The organism is Streptomyces sp. NPDC018031 (assembly GCF_044327625.1).
Taxonomy (GTDB): domain Bacteria; phylum Actinomycetota; class Actinomycetes; order Streptomycetales; family Streptomycetaceae; genus Streptomyces.
Map to the genome: position 1 here is coordinate 37,024 of NZ_JBIRFT010000029.1, position 17,808 is coordinate 54,831.

General features: G+C 76.0%; 15 protein-coding genes. 5 read left to right on the forward strand and 10 right to left on the reverse strand.

Annotation, left to right across the window (positions count from 1 at the left end):
- Positions 1-18 precede the first annotated feature (18 nt).
- The gene (locus ACH4B3_RS32990) at positions 19-1,239 is read right to left on the reverse strand and encodes an ROK family protein (protein ID WP_398469255.1); all 1,221 of its coding nucleotides are present in this window, start codon (positions 1,237-1,239) and stop codon (positions 19-21) included.
- Between the two features lie 291 nt (positions 1,240-1,530).
- On the opposite strand from ACH4B3_RS32990, the gene ACH4B3_RS32995 reads away from it, so the two are divergent.
- Entirely contained in the window at positions 1,531-1,779 is a 249-nt protein-coding gene (locus ACH4B3_RS32995) for a DUF6332 family protein (protein ID WP_398469257.1), read from the forward strand.
- A complete protein-coding gene (locus ACH4B3_RS33000) occupies positions 1,776-2,669 on the forward strand; it encodes a DUF2797 domain-containing protein (protein WP_398469259.1) in 894 nt (297 codons plus the stop codon). Before ACH4B3_RS32995 ends, ACH4B3_RS33000 begins: the two co-directional genes overlap by 4 nt.
- 93 nt (positions 2,670-2,762) lie before the next feature.
- On the opposite strand, the gene ACH4B3_RS33005 is transcribed toward ACH4B3_RS33000, so the two are convergent.
- The 3 genes from ACH4B3_RS33005 to ACH4B3_RS33015 all read right to left on the reverse strand — a co-directional run bounded on the left by ACH4B3_RS33005 (position 2,763) and on the right by ACH4B3_RS33015 (position 5,721).
- A complete protein-coding gene (locus tag ACH4B3_RS33005) occupies positions 2,763-3,425 on the reverse strand; it encodes a response regulator (RefSeq protein ID WP_398469282.1) in 663 nt (220 codons plus the stop codon).
- 20 nt (positions 3,426-3,445) lie between these two features.
- The gene (locus tag ACH4B3_RS33010; protein WP_398469260.1) at positions 3,446-4,813 is read right to left on the reverse strand and encodes a sensor histidine kinase; all 1,368 of its coding nucleotides are present in this window, start codon (positions 4,811-4,813) and stop codon (positions 3,446-3,448) included.
- Positions 4,814-5,001: 188 nt separating this feature from the next.
- On the reverse strand, positions 5,002-5,721 hold the full coding sequence (locus ACH4B3_RS33015) for a TetR/AcrR family transcriptional regulator (protein ID WP_398469262.1): 720 nt from the start codon (positions 5,719-5,721) through the stop codon (positions 5,002-5,004).
- Between the two features lie 141 nt (positions 5,722-5,862).
- Here ACH4B3_RS33015 and ACH4B3_RS33020 point away from each other — a divergent pair, with 141 nt between their 5' ends.
- Entirely contained in the window at positions 5,863-6,321 is a 459-nt protein-coding gene (locus ACH4B3_RS33020) for a nitroreductase/quinone reductase family protein (RefSeq protein ID WP_398469264.1), read from the forward strand.
- Between the two features lie 108 nt (positions 6,322-6,429).
- On the opposite strand, the gene ACH4B3_RS33025 is transcribed toward ACH4B3_RS33020, so the two are convergent.
- Positions 6,430-7,659, reverse strand: a complete 1,230-nt coding sequence (locus ACH4B3_RS33025) for a geranylgeranyl reductase family protein (protein ID WP_398469266.1) — start codon at positions 7,657-7,659, stop codon at positions 6,430-6,432.
- Positions 7,660-7,813: 154 nt separating this feature from the next.
- On the opposite strand from ACH4B3_RS33025, the gene ACH4B3_RS33030 reads away from it, so the two are divergent.
- A complete protein-coding gene (locus ACH4B3_RS33030) occupies positions 7,814-9,169 on the forward strand; it encodes a dipeptidase (protein ID WP_398469268.1) in 1,356 nt (451 codons plus the stop codon).
- Between the two features lie 186 nt (positions 9,170-9,355).
- Here ACH4B3_RS33030 and ACH4B3_RS33035 read toward each other — a convergent pair whose 3' ends face one another.
- The 3 genes from ACH4B3_RS33035 to ACH4B3_RS33045 all read right to left on the reverse strand — a co-directional run bounded on the left by ACH4B3_RS33035 (position 9,356) and on the right by ACH4B3_RS33045 (position 13,258).
- Entirely contained in the window at positions 9,356-10,786 is a 1,431-nt protein-coding gene (locus ACH4B3_RS33035; protein WP_398469270.1) for a TerD family protein, read from the reverse strand.
- Positions 10,787-10,986: 200 nt separating this feature from the next.
- A complete protein-coding gene (locus ACH4B3_RS33040; protein ID WP_398469272.1) occupies positions 10,987-12,021 on the reverse strand; it encodes an NUDIX domain-containing protein in 1,035 nt (344 codons plus the stop codon).
- 280 nt (positions 12,022-12,301) lie between these two features.
- Positions 12,302-13,258, reverse strand: coding sequence for an ROK family protein (locus ACH4B3_RS33045; protein WP_398469274.1), 957 nt, complete (start codon positions 13,256-13,258; stop codon positions 12,302-12,304).
- A 203-nt stretch (positions 13,259-13,461) separates the two neighbouring features.
- Here ACH4B3_RS33045 and ACH4B3_RS33050 point away from each other — a divergent pair, with 203 nt between their 5' ends.
- Positions 13,462-14,454 carry a LacI family DNA-binding transcriptional regulator gene (locus tag ACH4B3_RS33050; protein WP_398469284.1) on the forward strand — a complete coding sequence of 331 codons (993 nt, stop codon included), beginning with the start codon at positions 13,462-13,464 and terminating at the stop codon, positions 14,452-14,454.
- An 82-nt stretch (positions 14,455-14,536) separates the two neighbouring features.
- Here the strand turns inward: ACH4B3_RS33050 and ACH4B3_RS33055 are convergent, their stop codons facing one another.
- Both ACH4B3_RS33055 and ACH4B3_RS33060 read right to left on the reverse strand, forming a co-directional pair.
- The gene (locus ACH4B3_RS33055) at positions 14,537-16,027 is read right to left on the reverse strand and encodes an AAA family ATPase (RefSeq protein ID WP_398469276.1); all 1,491 of its coding nucleotides are present in this window, start codon (positions 16,025-16,027) and stop codon (positions 14,537-14,539) included.
- A gap of 225 nt (positions 16,028-16,252) precedes the next feature.
- Complete coding sequence (locus tag ACH4B3_RS33060; protein WP_398469278.1) at positions 16,253-17,545, reverse strand: DUF6986 family protein; 1,293 nt, start codon at positions 17,543-17,545, stop codon at positions 16,253-16,255.
- Between the last annotated feature and the right edge of the window lie 263 nt (positions 17,546-17,808).

Here is a 17,808-nt window from a genome sequence, read left to right on the forward strand (position 1 = left end):
GGGCGGCCCGCCCCGCGGTCAGCTCGCCGCGCCGGCGCCGGCCGGCGAGGCCAGCGGATCGTCCAGCACCGGCTGCCAGGCCAACTCGGCGGCACCCACCAGGCTGTTGTGGTCCAGGGCGCAGGGCACGATCGGCACCCCTCCGCTGCGCCCCCACAGGCTGCGTTCGGCCACCCGGGCCCGCAACCGGTCCGGGTCCGCCTGGAGCAGGTCCCGGTGGAACCCGCCGAGGATGATCCGGTCCGGGTTGAGGATGTTCACCAGTCCGGCGAGCCCGAGACCGAGACGGTCGATCAGCAGGTGCGCGGCGCCGCGTACCGCGGGGTCCCGGTAGCTGTCCCGGAGCAGCTGGCGGGCCTGCTGGAGCAGCGAGACCTCGGGGCCCGGCCGGTGCCCGGCCGCGGTGAGGAAGGCGAGCGGGTCCGCCTCGATGTCCAGGCAGCCGCGGCTGCCGCAGTGGCAGGGGGTGCCGTCCGGGTTGACCGTCAGATGGCCGACTTCCAGCGCCAGACCGGAGCTGCCGGTGTGCAGCCGCCCGTCCAGCACCAGCGCGCCGCCCACCCCGCGGTGCCCGGTGGCGACGCAGAGCAGATGGCGCGCCCCGCGCCCGGCGCCGTGCCGGTGCTCGGCGAGGGCGACGAGGTTGACGTCGTTGCCGGTGAACCCGGTGTGCCCGATGCCGGCCGCGGCCAGGCTGCGGGAGAACAGCTCACGGACCGGGGCGCCGGCCGGCCAGGCGAGATGCAGCGGGTTGAGCGCGGTGCCCTCCGGCTCGGCGACCGCGGACGGCACCGCCAGACCGGCGCCCACGCAGCGGCGGCCGGTCTCCCGCAGCAGTCCGACCCCGGCCTCGACGACCGCGTCCAGGACCCCCGCCGGGTCGGCGGGCACCGTCATGCAGCCCGGCGCGGTGGCCACGATCCGGCCCCCCAGCCCGACCAGCGCGGCCCGGAAGCCGTCCGAGTGCACCTGGGCGGCGAGGACCACGGGCCCGCGCGGCGCGATGGCCAGCCGGTGGGAGGGACGCCCCTGGCCCCCGGCGGCCCCACCGGGCCGGGCGTCGACCTGGATCAGGCCCAGTGCCTCCAGTTCGGCGGCGACCGCGCCGGCGGTCGCCCGGGTCACCCCGAGTTCGGCGGTCAGGACCGCCCGGGTGGGCGCCCGGCCGGTGTGTACGAGCTCCAGCGCCGGGCCGAGGGCGCTGCGGCCCCGCTCCAGTCTTGTCCGTGTCTGGGTCACGCTCCCATTCTCACGTCGCGCCCGCCAGGAGGGAAAAACGCCGCGGCTCCGGCCGTCGGCCGGGGCTGGACCGGCGCGGTCGTCTCCGTCTCCCCCGCACGCGGCGGGAGGTCCGCCGGCGCTCCCGGGCCGCCCGGATTCCGGCCGGGCGGGAGACCGGGCGCCGGGCCACGGCGCCGTCCCGGTTCGGGATCGAAGTGGTCGTGGCCGCGGGTACATTGGTGGCACCGGTGTGCGAACGGCGGTACCTGTGCCGGAGCGGCCGGCCGGCGATCCGAGGGGCTGAGGGACATGAGGGCGGGGACCCGGGACCAGGCGGCGCGGGACGCGGTCACCGTGGAGATCGTGTTCGCCGTGGTCACCGGTGCGCTGCTGGCCGGTGTGCTGTTGGTCATCGTCGCCGCGCCCGCCCTGTTCGGGGATCCGGCCGCGGCCGAGGCCGGGACCTGGGTGAAGGCCGGTGCCACCGTCGCGGCGGCCGGGTTCGTCTGGCGCGTGGTGCGCGTCCTGCGGCGGTTCGCGGGGGCCGGGCGGGCATGACCTGGAGCTGCGCCGGACTGCGCTGGCACGCCTCCGGAGCGGTGCTGGTGTGGCACCACCCCGCGCACGGCGAGCGCACCTCGCCGCTCTCCCCCGGCCGGCCGCTGTCCTTCCGTACCGGGTCCCACCGGGGCTGCGCCGGGGTGCGCCGGGGCGCCCGGCACACCCCCTGCCCGGACGGTGCCGAGGTACCGGTGTCCGCGGTCTCGGCGCAGTGCCCGGAGTGCGCGCGGCTGGACCGGGGCTACTCGGTGGCCGCCGACACCCGCACCGACGACCCGCGTCCGTACGACGTGTACCTGGCCTGGTTCGCGCCCGGGCTGATCAAGGTGGGCATCACCGCCGCCGAGCGGGACGGGGCCCGGCTGCGGGAACAGGGCGCGCTCTCCTACGCGCCGCTCGGCCGCGGCCCGCTGATGGCCGCGCGGCGCGCGGAGGCGGTGCTGGGGGTGGCGCTCGGCGTACCGGACCGCTTCCCGTACGCGGCCAAACGCGCCGCGCGCCTGGCGCCGCCCGCCCCCGCGGAGCGCGCCGGTGAACTGCGCGCGCTGCACGAGCGGGCCTGCGCGCTGCCCGGACTGCCCGAGACGCTGACCCTGCTGCCCGGTGTTCCGGTGCACCACGACGAGGTCTTCGGCCTCGACCGGCTGCGGCGCGCGACGCCGGTGGCGGGGCTGCTGCGACTCGCGGCCGGACGCACGGTGGCCGGGGTGGTGGTGGCGGTGGCGGGACCGGATCTGTATCTCGCCGCGGCCGACGGGCGCACCCTGCTGCTGGACGTCCGGCAGCTGACCGGCTGGCCGCTGGCGGTCGCCGCCCCGGGGGCCGGGGTGACCGCCGAGGTCGTCCCGGCGGCACCGGCCGTGCCGGAGACCGACGCGCTGTTCTAGTTGTACTGCCCAGGGACGTTGGTCAACCTGGTGACGGGCGGTTTGCCGCCGGGCCGCGTCTTCCGCCGGTGGCCGCGCGCCGCCCGGGCCGGGTCAGCCGAGCCAGCCGGGGCGGACCAGTCCCGTCTCGTAGGCCAGTACGACGAGTTGGGCGCGGTCGCGGGCGCCCAGCTTGACCATGGTGCGGCTCACATGGGTCTTGGCGGTGAGCGGGCTGACCACCAGCCGCCGGGCGATCTCCTCGTTGGTCAGCCCGATGCCGACCAGGGCCATCACCTCGCGCTCCCGCTCGGTCAGCTCGGTCAGCCGGGAGTCGGCCCGCGGCTCCTTGGAGCGGGCCGCGAACTCGGCGATCAGCCGCCGGGTGACGCCCGGGGACAGCAGCGCGTCGCCGCCCACCACGGCCCTCACCGCGCGCAGCAGTTCGTCCGGCTCGGTGTCCTTGACCAGGAAGCCGGAGGCGCCCGAGCGGATCGCCTCGAAGACGTACTCGTCGAGCTCGAAGGTGGTGAGCATGACCACCTTGACCCCGGTCAGCGCCGGGTCCCCGGTGATCCGGCGGGTGGCGGCCAGCCCGTCGAGCACCGGCATCCGGATGTCCATCAGCACCACGTCCGGGCGCTCCGCCGCGACCCGGGTGACGGCGGTCTCCCCGTCGGCCGCCTCCCCCACCACCCGGATGTCGGGCTGGGCGTCCAGCAGCGCGCGGAATCCGGCGCGCACCAGGAGCTGGTCGTCGGCGAGCAGCACCCGGATGGTGCCGTCTGCGTCGTCGGTCACGGTCGGTCCCTCTTCCCCTGTCGTCGGTCGGCGGGGTCCGCGGCCGCCGGGTCCGGCGGGTCCGGCCGGTCGCCGCGGTCCGCGATCGCCGGGTCCGGCCGGTCGCCGCGGTCCGCAGCGGGGGCGGCGGCGAGCGGGAACCGGGCCCGGACCCGGAAGCCGCCGTCCGGCCGGGGGCCGGCCTCCACCGTGCCGCCCAGCGCGGCGGCCCGCTCGCGCATCCCGATCAGGCCGTTGCCGCCGCCGGTCAGTCCACCGGCGGCGGCCGGGCCGTCGTCGTCGATCGTCATCTCGAACTCCCGGGTGGTGTGGCGCAGCCGGACCCGGGCGGTGCGGGCCCCGGAGTGGCGGACGACGTTGGTGAGCGCTTCCTGGACGATACGGAAGGCGGCCAGGTCGGCGCCGGGGGGCAGGGGCCGCACGGGGCCCTCCGCGACGACCGCCACGGCCAGCCCGGCGCCCCGGGCCTGCTCGGTGAGTTCGCCCAGCCGGTCCAGGCCCGGCGCCGGGGCGCGCGGCGCGGCGCCGGGCGCGCGCAGCGTGTCGAGCACCTGCCGCACCTCGCCCAGCGCTTCCTTGCTGGCGGTCTTGATGGTGGCCAGCGCCGTCCGGGCCTGCTCCGGGTCCTGGTCCAGGAGTGCGAGCCCGACCCCCGCCTGGATGTTGATCACGGAGATGCTGTGCGCCAGCACGTCGTGGAGTTCCCGGGCGATGCGCAGCCGCTCCTCGTCCGCCCGGCGGCGCTCCGCGGCGGCCCGCTCGGCGCGTTCCCGGGCCCACTGCTCCCTGCGGGAGCGGGCGAGTTCGGCGGCGGCCAGGACGGCCACCGCCCAGGCCGCGACGACCAGTTCCTGCCCCCAGGACGCGGGCCCGTCACCGGCCGGCGGCAGCCACCGGTAGAGCAGGTGCCCGATCAGCAGGTGGCCCGCCCACACCGTGGCGACGGCAGCCCAGGCGGCGTGGCGGTGGCCGGCCACCACGGCGGCGAAACACGCGACCACGAAGGCGATGACGACCGGACCGTACGGGTAGCCCGCGCCCAGGTACAGCAGCACGCCGGCGGCGGTACCGAAGACGGTGCACACCGGGTGGCGGTGGCGCAGCAGGAGCAGCGCCGGGACGAGCACCAGCAGTACTCCGGCGAACGGATCGAGATCCTGCCGGCCGGGCTGGTTCTGGGCCGCGAACCGGCTGCCGACGACGGTGAGCACGGTCAGGGCGAGGGTGCTCGGCCAGGGCAGCCCGGCCGGGGGCCACCGCCCCTCCTGGTCGCCCCGTCCGGGCGGCGCCCACCGGCCGGGGCCGGGGAACCGCCCCCGCCGTCCCGGCCCTCCGCCGCGCCACCACGCCCGTACCCGCTCCATGGCGGCAACGCTAGACCGGGCGGGCCGGTGGCGGCGTCCGCCGGGCGCGTACTCCCCGGCTACTCCTCCGGGAGTACGGCGCCGGACGCCGGGGCGCGGCGGCCCGGGGCGGGGACCACGGGGTACGCGGCGGCCCGGGGCGGGAACAACGCACGGGGTACGCGGCGGCCCGGGGCCGGGACGAGCGCTCAGGGCCGGGAGGGCCCGGGGCCCGGCGCGGTCAGCCCGATGCCGCGCGCCAGGTCAGCCACGGCGCGGGTGAAGAACTCCTCCCGGGCCTCCACCACCCGCTGGAACTGGCCGAAGACCTCGAAGTTCACCAGCCCGAAGAGCTGGGCCCAGGCCGCGACCAGCTTGCCGAGCACCGGGGGCGGCAGCCGGACGTCGAGCCGTTCGCCGAGGCTGCGGGCGTCCGCCAGCACGGCAGCGGGCGGTTCCTCCGAGGTCTCGCGCAGTGTCCCGGCGGCGTGCGCGTCCCGGGCCACGGCGATGAGGGCGAGACCGACGCGGGCGGCGGGGCCGGTGGTGTCCTGGGGCGCGGCGTAGCCGGGCACCGGGGAGCCGTAGATGAGCGCGTACTCGTGCGGGTGGCCCAGTGCCCAGGCCCGTACGGCCCGGCAGACGGCGGTCCAGCGGCTGACCGGATCGCTGCCCTCGGTCGCGGCGAGGGCGGCCTCGGCGTCCGCGCCGAGCGCGTCGTAGGCGTCGATGATCAGCGCGGTCAGCAGGTCGTCGCGGCTGGGGAAGTAGCGGTACAGCGCCGAGGAGACCATGCCCAGTTCGCGGGCGACCGCGCGCAGCGACAGCTCTCCGGCGCCCCGGTCGGCGAGTTGCCGGCGGGCTTCCTCCTTGATGGCCGCGGTGACCTCGGTACGGGCGCGCTCCCTGGCCCCTCGAATGGCACTCATGGGGGTCAGTCTGCCATTTCCGTGAGCGCCGGTCGACGACGAGAGCACTGCTCTTGCTTCATCGGCCGAATCCATGCACACTGATCTCAAGCGAGAGCACCGCTCTCGAATTAGCGGTTCCGATCCCCGCCGGAGGCAGCCATGGCCCAGCACACCGCCCACCACATGAAGTCCAGCCGGCTGGAGAACGCCCTGGTCCACCGGCCCATCGCCTGGCTGGTCCGGCGCGGCATCACCCTCAACGGAAAGAGCGAGCTGGCCGTCCGCGGGCGGGCCAGCGGGGAGTGGCGGACCGTACCCGTCAACCCGCTCACCCTGGACGGCCGGCGCTACCTCGTCGCCCCGCGGGGCGCCACCCAGTGGGTGCGCAATCTGCGCGTGGCCGGCGGCGGCGAACTCCGGGTCGGCCGGCGCACCGAGGAGTTCACCGCCGTGGAGATCACCGACGAGGAGAAGCCCGCGGTGCTGCGCGCCTACCTCGAGCGCTGGGGGCGCGAGGTCGGCCGCTTCTTCGACGGGGTCGACGCCGCGGCGCCGCCGAGCGAGCTGCGGCGCATCGCGCCCCGGCACCCGGTCTTCCTCCTCACCTCGGCCCGGTGACGTCCGGGCGGGTGGGCCGGGACGGGCCCCGCGCCGCCGTGCCGGGCCGGCACGGCGTCAGCCCGGCCGGACCGTCCGGACGCCGGCCCGCGACCGGTGGCGCCGCACTCAGGCGCGGTCCATCGCGGTCACCGCACGCCGGGCGGTTGGGTGGGTGCGGACGATCTCGGCGAGGGTGGTGGTGCCCCGGGTGATCTTCGTGAAGGCGCGCCAGGCGGGCCGGAACCCGGTGAGCGCGGCGTGGAACACCCCGGGGCGGCGGGCGAAGGCCCCGTAGAGCCGGCGTCCGACCCCCATCTCCACCCCCAGTCCGGCCTTGATGGCGAACGCGTAGTTGAGCGCCTGCCGGCGGGCGTCGACCGCGTCGTGCGCCTCGGCGATCCGCACCGCCCACTCCCCCGCGAGCCGCCCGGAGCGCAGCGCGAAGGAGATGCCCTCCCGCGTCCACGGCTCCAGCAGACCGGCGGCGTCCCCGCACACCAGGACCCGGCCGCGGGACAGCGGGGAGTCGTCCGAGCGGCAGCGCGTCAGATGGCCCGACGAGACGCTCGGCTCGAACCCGGCCAGGCCGAGCCGGGCGATGAAGTCCTCCAGGTAGCGCTTGGTGCCCGCGCCCTCGCCGCGCGCCGAGATGACGCCGACCGTCAGGGTGTCCCCCTTGGGGAACACCCAGCCGTAACTGCCCGGGATGGGCCCCCAGTCGATGAGCACCCGGCCCGCCCAGTCCTCGGCCACCGTCGGCGGGACCGGGATCTCCGCCTCCAGGCCGAGGTCCACCTGGTCCAGCTTCACCCCGACGTGCGCCCCTATCCGGCTGGCGCTGCCGTCCGCGCCGACCACCGCGCGGGCCAGCACCGTCTCCCCGTCGGACAGCACCACCGCGACGGTCCGCCGGTCGGGCACGGAGGGGCCGTGCTGCTCCACCCGGGCCACCGCGGCGCCGGTGCGGATCCGGGCGCCGGCCTCCCGCGCCGCCTCGACCAGCGCGGCGTCGAACTCGGGCCGGTTGATCAGGCCGAACAGCGGCTGCTTGGAGCGGCGGGTGCGGGTCAGCCTGCCGTTGAGGGAGAAGGTCACGGCGTGCACCCGCTCCCGCAGCGGGAGTTCGAAGCCGGGCGGCAGCGCCTCCCGGGACGGGCCGATGATGCCGCCGCCGCAGGTCTTGTACCGGGGCAGCTCCGCCTTCTCCAGCAGCAGCACCCGGCGGCCCGAGCAGGCGGCCGCGTAGGCCGCCGAGGCGCCCGCCGGGCCCGCTCCGACCACCACGACGTCCCACACCGGCTGGTCCCCGCGGTCCGCCGGAGAGGTCTCGTTCCCGGTTGCGCTGTCGCTGCTCACGTGTGCTTCCGCTCCCACTCGACCGACCCGAACTGCCTGATCCGGCTACCGCCGCATCCTACGGCCCGCCGCTCCGCCGACCTGCTGTGGGATGATCGACGGCACACCAAGTCGTACATACGTGCCCAACGTCGTGCACCCCAGGAGCGTTCCCATGGATCTGGCCGAGTCCGTCGCCGCCCTCCTCCCCCGTGCCCGTACCGAGCTGGCCGAGTTCGTGGCCTTCCGGTCGGTCGCGGACGAGGCGCAGTTCCCCAAGAGCGAGTGCGAGGGCGCGGCCCGCTGGGCCGCCGACGCGCTGCGCGCCGAGGGCTTCACCGACGTGGCGCTGCTGGACACGCCGGACGGCACCCAGTCGGTGTACGGCCGGCTGCCCGGCCCGGCGGGCGCCCCGACGGTGCTGCTCTACGCCCACTACGACGTACAGCCGCCGCTGGACGAGTCCGCCTGGCTCTCGCCGCCCTTCGAGCTGACCGAGCGGGACGGCCGCTGGTACGGGCGCGGCGCCGCCGACTGCAAGGGCGGGCTGATCATGCACCTGATAGCGCTGCGCGCGCTGAAGGCGACCGGTGGCGTCCCGGTCGAGGTGAAGGTGATCGTGGAGGGGTCCGAGGAGCAGGGCACCGGCGGCCTGGAGCGCTACGCCGAAGCCCACCCGGACCTGCTCACCGCCGACACCATCGTCATCGGCGACTGCGGCAACTTCCGGGTGGGGCTGCCCACGGTCACCGCCACGCTGCGCGGCATGACCATGGTCCGGGTCGAGGTCGACACCCTCGCCGGCAACCTGCACTCCGGCCAGTTCGGCGGGGCGGCCCCGGACGCGCTCGCCGCGCTCATCCGCATCCTGGACTCGCTGCGCGCCGAGGACGGCTCGACCACGGTGGAGGGCCTGGCGTCGGACACCGCCTGGGACGGGCTGCAGTACCCGGAGGAGGACTTCCGCAAGGACGCCAAGGTCCTGGACGGGGTCGGGCTGATCGGCTCCGGCACGGTGGCCGACCGGATCTGGGCGCGCCCCGCGGTGACCGTGATCGGCATCGACTGCCCGCCCGTCACCGGGGCCACGCCCTCGGTCCAGGCGGGCGCCCGGGCCCTGGTCAGCCTGCGGGTGCCGCCGGGCACGGACGCCGCCGAGGCCACCAAGCTGCTCACCGCCCACCTGGAGAACGCCGCTCCGTGGGGCGCCCGGGTGAAGGTCGAGCAGGTCGGGCAGGGCCAGCCGTTCCGGGCGGACACCACCAGCCCGGCGTACACCGCGATGAGCGAGGCGATGCGGGAGGCCTACGACGGCACCGAGATGGCCGTCGCCGGGCAGGGCGGGTCGATCCCGCTGTGCAACACCCTGGCCGCGCTCTACCCGGAAGCGGAGATCCTGCTGATCGGGCTGAGCGAGCCGGAGGCGCAGATCCACGCGGTCAACGAGAGCGTCTCGCCGCAGGAGCTGGAGCGGCTGTCGCTGACCGAGGCGCTGTTCCTGCGCAAGTACGCCGCGTCGCAGGCGGGCTGAGCCGGTCCGCCGGTCGTCCGCTGGGCGGCCCCGGACCCGCCGGGCCGGGGCCGGGCAGGCTCCCGCGGGGCCGGGCGCGCCCCCGGCCCGGCGGGCGGCGCCGCCGACCTCACCGGCCGCGGACGCCCGGTGAGGGCCGGTCCGGCCGGCCCTCACCGGTCGTTGGGGGTCACTGGTCGTTGCGGGTCACCGGTCGCCGCGCCGCAGCCAGTTCCGCACCTTGCTGACCTGCAGCTGCCGCCCCGGGTCGGCGGACGGCCCGCTCCCCGCGGCCGGGGCGGACTCCGCTCCGGGGGCCGGAGTCGGCGCCGACGGCCCGCTGTGGGGTTCCAGCCCCTTCAGCCGGGCCCGCCACGGCCCCTCCGCCGAGTGGAAATGGACGATGACCGGCCCCTCGGGCAGCGGCACCGTCTCCCGCCGCCCGCCGATCTCGTTGACGACGTGCTGCCTCTTGGGCAGCACCGTGGGGTCCTGGTGCCCGGCCAGTTCGTAGAGATGGACGATGAGGTTCTCGCGGCCCCGGTACCTGATGGTGAGGTCGGCCGTGCCCCCGGTGTGCAGCAGGACGTCGGGACCGACCGACTCCAGCCATTCCTCCGTCAGCCGGCGGGCCGCCGCCAGCGGCAGCACCCGCACCTGCCAGGACCCCTCCGCCCCGAGCCGCAGACGCAGCGGGCCGGTCCCGGGGACCTGCACCAGGAGCCGCCCCCGGAAGTCCTTGGCGGTGCTGCTGACGAGCAGGTCCCGGTCCTTGTTGCGCCGGTCGAGGGTCCACAGGCTGGTGTACCCGTCGCCGCGGACGGCGAGGTCGAAGACGGCCGGCCCCGGCGGGAGACCGGTCACGGTGACCACGTCGTTGTTCCGGCCGTCGGCCAGGTACGGGGCGAAGTCCGCGCCGAAGGACCAGTCAGCGGGGACGGCCGAGGGCGGCGCCCCGAGCGGGGCCGCGACGGGCGCGGGCACCGGCGGCGGGACCATCGCCACGGGGGCCGGGGCGGAAGCCGTGGCGGCAGCCGGGGCCGAGGGCGGCGCGAAGTCCGGGGCCGGAGGCGGCGCGAAGGCCGGGGCGGGCACCGCGGCCACGGGCGCCGACGCCGGGGCCGGTTCCGGCGCGGCCTGCTCCTCCGCCACGTCCACGCCGTGGTCGACCGCCAGTCCGGCGAGACCGTCCAGGTACCCCTGGCCCACCGCGCGGAACTTCCAGCCCCCCGCCCGCCGGTACAGCTCCGCCAGCACCATGGCCGTCTCACCGCCGCCGTCGATCACGTCGTAGCGGGCCACGGACGTGCCGTCCGGTGCGAACGCCTCCACCGACAGCCCGTCCACGTCCCGCATCGCACCGGTCTCCGTCGACCCGACCACGAGGACCCGGACGATCTCCTCCTCGACCGAGGTGAGACCGGCCTCCAGCCACTCCGCGCCGTCCGCCGTGCCCCCGGCCAGCCGTACCGCACCCGACGGATGCGCCGGAGCGCCGTGGAACACGACGTCCCCGTCGCCCCGGACCCGCCCCTCGGCCGTCAGCAGCAAGGCCGTGACGTCCAGCCCCTTCCGTACGGCGATCCGCAACGTCACGGATGGAACAAAGGCGTTGGCGCCCTTGATCAATCCCCCCATGGTTCACCTGACCCTGTGCTCGTGCGCCGGAAGAACTCCGGCCTTCCCCGCAACTGCGGGCATGTGGACGGATCATGCCATCCCCGTCCGCACACGGACCGTGCCGGTGGCCGCGACCCCGGTCCGCGCACCGGTCGCCGCGCCGGGGGTGCGGCCGTGACGCCGGACGGGGCACGCCGTCGCCCGGCGCCCGCGGTGGCTCACCCCACCGGGCTGCCGGCCTCCAGGTTGATCGGGTGCCCGCGCTCCCGGGCACGCAGCGCCCAGCTGAGCCGGCGCTGCCGCTCCGGGGGCAGCAGCCCGGCCGCCTCCCGCTCGGTGACGAACCGCCAGCCGCGCAGCTCGTCGCCGGGCAGCAGCAGTTCCCGCGCGGCCCGGGCGTCCAGCCGGCCGCCGTCGAACAGCAGCCGCAGACCGCCGTGGCCGGGCGGGCGGGGCGGTTCCCAGTCGACGACCAGCAGCCGCAGGGCGGTGTCCAGGCGCAGCCCCAGCTCCTCGGCGACCTCGCGGACGCCCGTCTGGGTGGGGGGTTCACCGGTCTCCACGACCCCGCCGGGGAACTCCCAGCCCGGCTTGTAGGTGGGGTCGACCAGCAGCACCCGGTCGTGGTCGTCGAAGAACAGCACCCCGGCCGCCACGGTCTGGTCGGCCGGTTCCGGGGTCTGCACGATGTCGCAGGCGCCCGCGCCGGAGCGGACCGCGTCGGCGACCCGCTCCGCGGTCTGCAGCGGGGTCAGTCCGGCGGTGTCGACGACATGCGCCTCCCGCCCGATCCAGCCCAGCGCCTCCCGGTACGGCACCAGGTGGTCACGGAACCGGCGGCGCGCCGACTCGCCCGCCTCGGGGTCTCCGGAGACCTCCTCGCGCTCGGCCACCCGCCGGCGAAGGATCGTTTCGTCGGTCCGCAGCAGCACATGCCGGACCGGAATCCGGCGTGCCGCGAAGCCGCCGAAGATCTCATCCCGGTACTCCTGCTTCAGCAGCGTCATGGGCGCCACCAGCGGCCCGCCCCCCTCGGCGAGCAGCGCCGCGCCCACGTCCACCACCAGCCGCCGCCAGGACGGCAGGTCCTGATAGTCCGCCACCTCGGCGAGGCGCTTGCGGGGCAGCGTCACGCGGAGCAGGTCGCCGACCGTCTCCGGGTCGTAGAGGCTGCTGCCGGGGAGCAGGTCCACCAGGACGCGGGCCGTTGTGGTCTTGCCCGCACCGAACGCACCGTTCAGCCAGACGATCACGGTTCCCCCTCTTCCGTAGCCCCCAGACAATTGCCCGCATCACCCCGCCGGGGAAACGCTCGCCGCACCGGCGTCCGCCCCCGGGCATCGCGCACGCGCGCCATCGCGGGGCCGGGGCCCGGGGGAACGGCAGGTTCCGCCGTCCGGGGAGGCTTCCGCCCACCGGCACGGCACCGGCGGCGGGGTGCCGGACGAGCCGGCGGGCGGCTGACGGCGGCGGCCCGCGGGTGCCGCGGCGGCCACCGAGGGGTGCGGCCTTCCGAGGATCCGGCGACGCCGGTCAGCGGGCGGCGGCGAACCCGTCGAGCCGTGCCTGCGCGGCGGCCGCGGCGGCGGCTCCCACCAGTCCCGCGTCGGTCCCCGTGCGGGCCGGCAGCACGGTCAGCCGACGGACGAAGGACAAGGTGGCGTAGTCCCCGAGCATCCGGCGCAACGGCGCGAACAGCACCTCGCCGGCGCCCGCGACCCCGCCGCCGACCACGGCCACCTCGATCTCCACCATGGCCGCGGTGGCCGCGATCCCGGCGGCCAGCGCGCGGGCGGCGCGTTCGAAGGAGGCGCGGGCCACCGGGTCCCCGGCGCGCGCGGCGGCGGCGACGGCCGCGGCCGAGACGTCGCCGTCGGGGCCCGGGCGCCAGCCGCCGTCCCGGGCCCGCCGGGCGATGTTCGGGCCGCTGGCGATGCGTTCCACACAGCCGCGGCCGCCGCACGGGCAGGGGTCGCCGTCCAGTTCCACGCTGATGTGGCCGATGTGCCCGGCGTTGCCGGTGGGGCCGGGGTGCAGCCGGCCGTCGAGCACCAGCCCGCCCCCGACCCCGGTCGAGACGACCATGCACAGGGCGCCGCTGCGGCCGCGCGCCGCGCCCTGCCAGTGCTCGGCGGCGGTCATCGCCACCCCGTCACCGACCAGGGTGACCGGCAGCCCGCCGGTGGTCTCGCGGACCCCGGCGACGAGCGGGAACCCGCGCCAGCCGGGGATGTTCACCGGGCTGACGGTACCGACCGAGGCGTCCACCGGTCCGGCGCTGCCGATGCCGACCGCCGCGACCCGCGACCACTGCGGCGTGGCGGTCAGTTCCCGGAGGACCGCCGAGACCTCGCGCATCACCGTGGCGCCGTCCTCCTGTGCGGGGGTCGCCCGGCGGGCCCGCGCCACGAGCTTGCCGGAACCGTCCACCAGAGCGCCCGCGATCTTGGTGCCGCCGATGTCGAGCGCGGCGATGAGGTCAGCTGGCATGCGAGTCGGCTCTCCTGTAAGCGGTGCGGCGGGATGGTGCGCCCGGACAGTCTTGCGGCCGCTGACAACGTTGTCCAGAGGCTATGCTCATCACCCTGTTCCTTACCCCGGAATCCCCCTCCCGACCAGCCAGTGAAGGACCAGCACACGTGGCCGAACCCGTCAGCAGCACCACCTCGCGCCGCTACGGCACCCGGCCCACGATGAAGGACGTCGCCGCCCGCGCCGGGGTGGGTCTGAAGACCGTTTCCCGGGTGGTCAACGGCGAGCCCGGGGTCACCCCGGACACCGAGCGGCGGGTGCAGGAGGCGATCACCGCGCTGGGCTTCCGGCGCAACGACAGTGCCCGGATCCTCCGCAAGGGCCGCACCGCCAGCATCGGCCTGGTGCTGGAGGACCTGGCGGACCCCTTCTACGGACCGCTCAGCCGCGCGGTGGAAGAGGTCGCCCGCGCGCACGGCGCCCTGCTGATCAACGGGTCCAGCGCCGAGGACCCCGGCCGGGAGCAGGAACTGGTCCTGGCGCTGTGCGCGCGCCGGGTCGACGGCCTGGTGGTCATCCCTGCGGGCGAGGACCATCGCTACCTCGAACCGGAGATCGCCGCCGGCGTCGCGACCGTCTTCGTCGACCGCCCGGCGGCCCGCATCCACGCGGACGCGGTGCTCTCCGACAGCCAGGGCGGCGCCCGCACCGCGGTGGCCCACCTGATCGCGCACGGCCACCGCCGGATCGGCTTCATCGGCGACCAGCCGCGCATCCACACCGCCGCCGAACGGCTGCGCGGCTACCGGGCGGCGATGGCCGAGGCGGGACTCCCGGTGGACCCGGCATGGGTGTCACTGGGCCCCACCGACCCGGCGCGGGTACGCACCGCGGCCGATGCCATGCTCGACGCGCCCCGGCCGGTCACCGCGCTGTTCGCGGGCAACAACCGGGTGACGGTGACCGTGGTGCGGGTGCTCGCCGCCCGCCCCCGTCCGGTGGCCCTGGTCGGATTCGACGACTTCGAGCTCGCCGACCTGCTCTCCCCCGCGGTGACCGTGGTCGCCCAGGACTCCGCCCAACTCGGCCGTACCGCGGCGGACCTGCTCTTCCGCCGGCTGGACGGCGGAGCGGGCGAACCGCGCCGGGTGGTGCTGCCGACCCGGCTGATCGTCCGCGGTTCCGGCGAACTCCCGCCCGCCGGGACGGACTGACACCGCGGGAACCGGCGCCGCCGCGCGCCCTCCGTCGCCCGCCGCCTGCCGCCCCCGCCGCCCCACCGCGACGGCCGGCGGGCTAGGCGAAGTCGGGATCCAGGTCGCCCAGACCGTCCAGGTCGTCGGGGTCGGCGAGGTCGTCGGCGGCACCGGCGGCACGGCCGGCGCGCGACCGGTCCGGGTCGGGCACCCCGAGCAGCCGCCGGGTCAGCGCGTCCCGGTCCGAGAGCAGTTCGTCCAACGCTTCGGTCAGGTCCCCCGGACGGATCTCCGCCGCCTCCCGCTCCGCCGCGAACAGCACGGTCCGGCGGACGAGTTCCTTGGTGAACGACGCGGTGGTGCCCTCGGTACGGGCCACCACCTCCTCCATCGTGTCCCCGTCGAGCCCGAGGGGACCTCCGTACAGCTCCAGCAGCCGGCGCCGTCCGGGACCGTCGGGGAGCGGGATCTCCACCGCCATGTCGACCCGCCCGGGGCGCTGGGCGAGCGCGGGCTCCAGCAGGTCGGCCCGGTTGGTGGTCAGCAGGAAGGCCACGTCCGCGTCGTCGCCGAGGCCGTCCATCTCGTTGAGGACCTGGAAGAGCAGGGGCTGTTCGCCGTCGCTGTAGTCGCGCGCCTCGGCGACCAGGTCGCAGTCCTCCAGCACCACCAGGGCGGGCTGGAGCTGGCGGGCGAGTGAGCAGGCCGCGCCCACGTGCTGGATGGTGGTGCCGGCCAGCACCACCACGGTGAACTCGGGGAGCTGGGACAGCAGGTAGCGGACCGTGTGGGTCTTGCCGGTGCCGGGCGGGCCGTACAGCAGCAGACCCCGCCTGAGGTGCTGGCCGGTGGCGCGTAGCCGCTCGCGGCGCCGGGCGACGCCCACCACCTGGCGTTCCACCCGGGGCAGCAGCCCCTCGGGCAGCACGATGTCGGCGGCGTCCAGGGCCGGCCGCGGGTGGAAGCGGAACGGGCCGATGCCCTCGCTGAAATCGGACCCCTCGAAGGAGATGACCTTGCCGCGGAAGACGTTGTGGTCGCGGATGAGCCGGTCGATGCCGGACAGCAGCCGCTTGGCGGCGTCCCGGCTGGGGGCGAGCACCTCGATGGAGACGTGGTTGCCGTCGTACTCGCCGCTGGGTCCGCGGAGCAGCACCGCGTAGCGGTCGTCGCCGTCACTGCCGAGGTACAGGCCGAAGGAGACGCAGGCCAGTTCCTCGTCGGTGGAGACCGGTACGTAGGCGTAGTCCACGGCACCGATCTGGTAGCGGCCGTGCCGCTGGGCGGTGACCAGCAGTTCGGACAGGGACTCGTACCGGCGGTTCTCGCCGGTGACGCCGACGAGTTCATGGCTGCGGCCCTCGGTGGTGAACCAGCGTTCCAGGGCCAGGTGCACGTTGGCGTGGTCGTACGGCGGCCGGATCGCCTTGACCACGGGGGTCTCCTGCGGTGGCCGGCCCAGGTGGTCGGCGAGCCTGCGCAGCAGGGAGTGCGCGGCGTCGGGCTGCTCCTCCCGGTAGACGATCTGGTGCAGGAAGGCGTCGAAGAGCCGGCCGAAGGCGGCGACGTCCTTGGGGTCCTGGGTGTCCACTGCTGCTCTCCCCGTGCGAGGTGGTCGTCGCACCGCACGGTAGCCCAGCCGGTGGCGGGGCGGCCGACCTTTTCCCGCGGGGCGCCGCCGCGGCGCGGCTGACCCGCGGCGCCGCCGCCGGGCGGGCCCGCGTCCGGGGCCCGGCCCGCCCGGCCGCGGGTCGCCTTGGCGCGCCCACGGGTCCGCCGCGGGGGCGCTCCGGGGTACGGCCGCACCCCGCCGGGCTCACTCCGCCGCGAGTGCGCGGCCGCTCAGCTGCTCCAGGCCGGCCCGGGAGAGTCCGGTCAGCCGCTCGGTCTCCGCCGGGTCGACGGCGCCGCAGTCCAGTCCGCGCAGCAGGTACCCGCTGAGCGCCTTGGCGGTGGCCGGTTCGTCCATCACGTCGCCGCCGGTGCGGCCGACGTAGGCGGCGAGCCGGGCGGCGGCCTGCTCCAGGCCCTCGCGGTAGAAGGCGTAGACGGCGGCGTAGCGGGTGGGCAGATGGCCGGGGTGCATGTCCCAGCCCTGGTAGTAGGCGCGGGCCAGGGAGCGGCGGACCAGGCCGTGGTGGAGCCGCCAGGCGTCGTGGACCTTCTCGGTGGACCCCACCGGAAGCACGTTGGTGGACCCGTCGGACAGGCGTACGCCGGTGCCCGCGGCCGCGACCTGCATCACCGCCTTGGCGTGGTCGGCCGCCGGGTGGTCCATGGACTGGTAGGCGGCGCTGACGCCGCAGGAGGCGCTGTAGTCGAAGGTGCCGTAGTGCAGCGAGGTGGCGCGGCCCTCGGCGGCGTCGATCATGCGGGCGACGGTGGCGCGGCCGTCGGGCCCGAGGATGGCCTGGGTGGTCTCTACCTGGATCTCGAACCCGATCCGGCCGGTGGCCAGGCCGCGGGCCTTCTCGAACTCCTCGCAGAGCCGGACCATGGCGGTGACCTGCTCGGGGTAGGTCACCTTGGGCAGGGTGAGGACGAGCCCGCCGGGCAGGCCGCCGGCTTCCATCAGCCCGGTGAGGAAGATGTCCAGGGTGCGGATGCCCCGGTCCCGGACGGCGGCTTCCATGCACTTCATGCGGATGCCCATGTAGGGGGCCGTGCTTCCTGGCGTGCCCGTCCGGAACGCCTCGGCCACCAGGCGGGCGGCGCGGGCCGCCGCCGCGTCCTCCTCGGCGTCCGGCCGGGGACCGTAGCCGTCCTCGAAGTCGATGCGCAGGTCCTCGACGGGCTCGCGCTCCAGCTTGGCGCGGACCCGGTCGTGCACCGGGCCGGCCAGTTCGTCGGGGAGGCCGAGCACGGCGGCGAGGGCACCGGCGTCGGGGGCGTGCCGGTCCAGGGCGGCCAGGGCCTGGTCGCCCCACTCCCGGACGGTGCCGGCGGTGAAGGCGTCGGCGGGGACGTAGACGGTGTGCACGGGCTGCCGGGTGCCGGGGTCGCCGGGGTAGCGGCGGGCCAGTTCGGCGTCGACCGCGGCGAGGGAGGTCCCGATGTCCTCGGTCACGGCGCTCGCGAGGCTTGTCGTCACCGTCTCCTGCTGCCCCATACCCACACCCTTCTCTTTTCCGCTGGACGGAATCAACAATCCGTAGAGCGAAGTTATCTGGGCCAAGGACGCAGGTCAACACCCTCCTGCCCCGGGGCGTGCGGGGTGGTGTGGGTCGGGTGGCCGGGGGTGGGGGTGGGTCGGGTGGCTGGGGGTGGGGGTGGGGGTGGGTCGGGTGGCTGGGGGTGGTGGGGGTACGGGGACGGCCCCCCGGGGGTGTGGAGGGTCCGGGGGGCCGTGGGGTGGTGCTGGGTGGTGCTGGT

Excerpts from the sequence above, each read along its gene's own strand:
- ACH4B3_RS32995 (WP_398469257.1), top strand. The coding sequence starts at position 1,531 with ATGAGGGCGGGGACCCGGGACCAGGCGGCGCGGGACGCGGTCACCGTG.
- ACH4B3_RS33000 (WP_398469259.1), top strand. The coding sequence starts at position 1,776 with ATGACCTGGAGCTGCGCCGGACTGCGCTGGCACGCCTCCGGAGCGGTG.
- ACH4B3_RS33010 (WP_398469260.1), bottom strand. The coding sequence starts at position 4,813 with ATGGAGCGGGTACGGGCGTGGTGGCGCGGCGGAGGGCCGGGACGGCGG.
- ACH4B3_RS33015 (WP_398469262.1), bottom strand. The coding sequence starts at position 5,721 with ATGAGTGCCATTCGAGGGGCCAGGGAGCGCGCCCGTACCGAGGTCACC.
- ACH4B3_RS33020 (WP_398469264.1), top strand. The coding sequence starts at position 5,863 with ATGGCCCAGCACACCGCCCACCACATGAAGTCCAGCCGGCTGGAGAAC.
- ACH4B3_RS33030 (WP_398469268.1), top strand. The coding sequence starts at position 7,814 with ATGGATCTGGCCGAGTCCGTCGCCGCCCTCCTCCCCCGTGCCCGTACC.
- ACH4B3_RS33035 (WP_398469270.1), bottom strand. The coding sequence starts at position 10,786 with ATGGGGGGATTGATCAAGGGCGCCAACGCCTTTGTTCCATCCGTGACG.
- ACH4B3_RS33045 (WP_398469274.1), bottom strand. The coding sequence starts at position 13,258 with ATGCCAGCTGACCTCATCGCCGCGCTCGACATCGGCGGCACCAAGATC.
- ACH4B3_RS33050 (WP_398469284.1), top strand. The coding sequence starts at position 13,462 with ATGAAGGACGTCGCCGCCCGCGCCGGGGTGGGTCTGAAGACCGTTTCC.
- ACH4B3_RS33060 (WP_398469278.1), bottom strand. The coding sequence starts at position 17,545 with ATGGGGCAGCAGGAGACGGTGACGACAAGCCTCGCGAGCGCCGTGACC.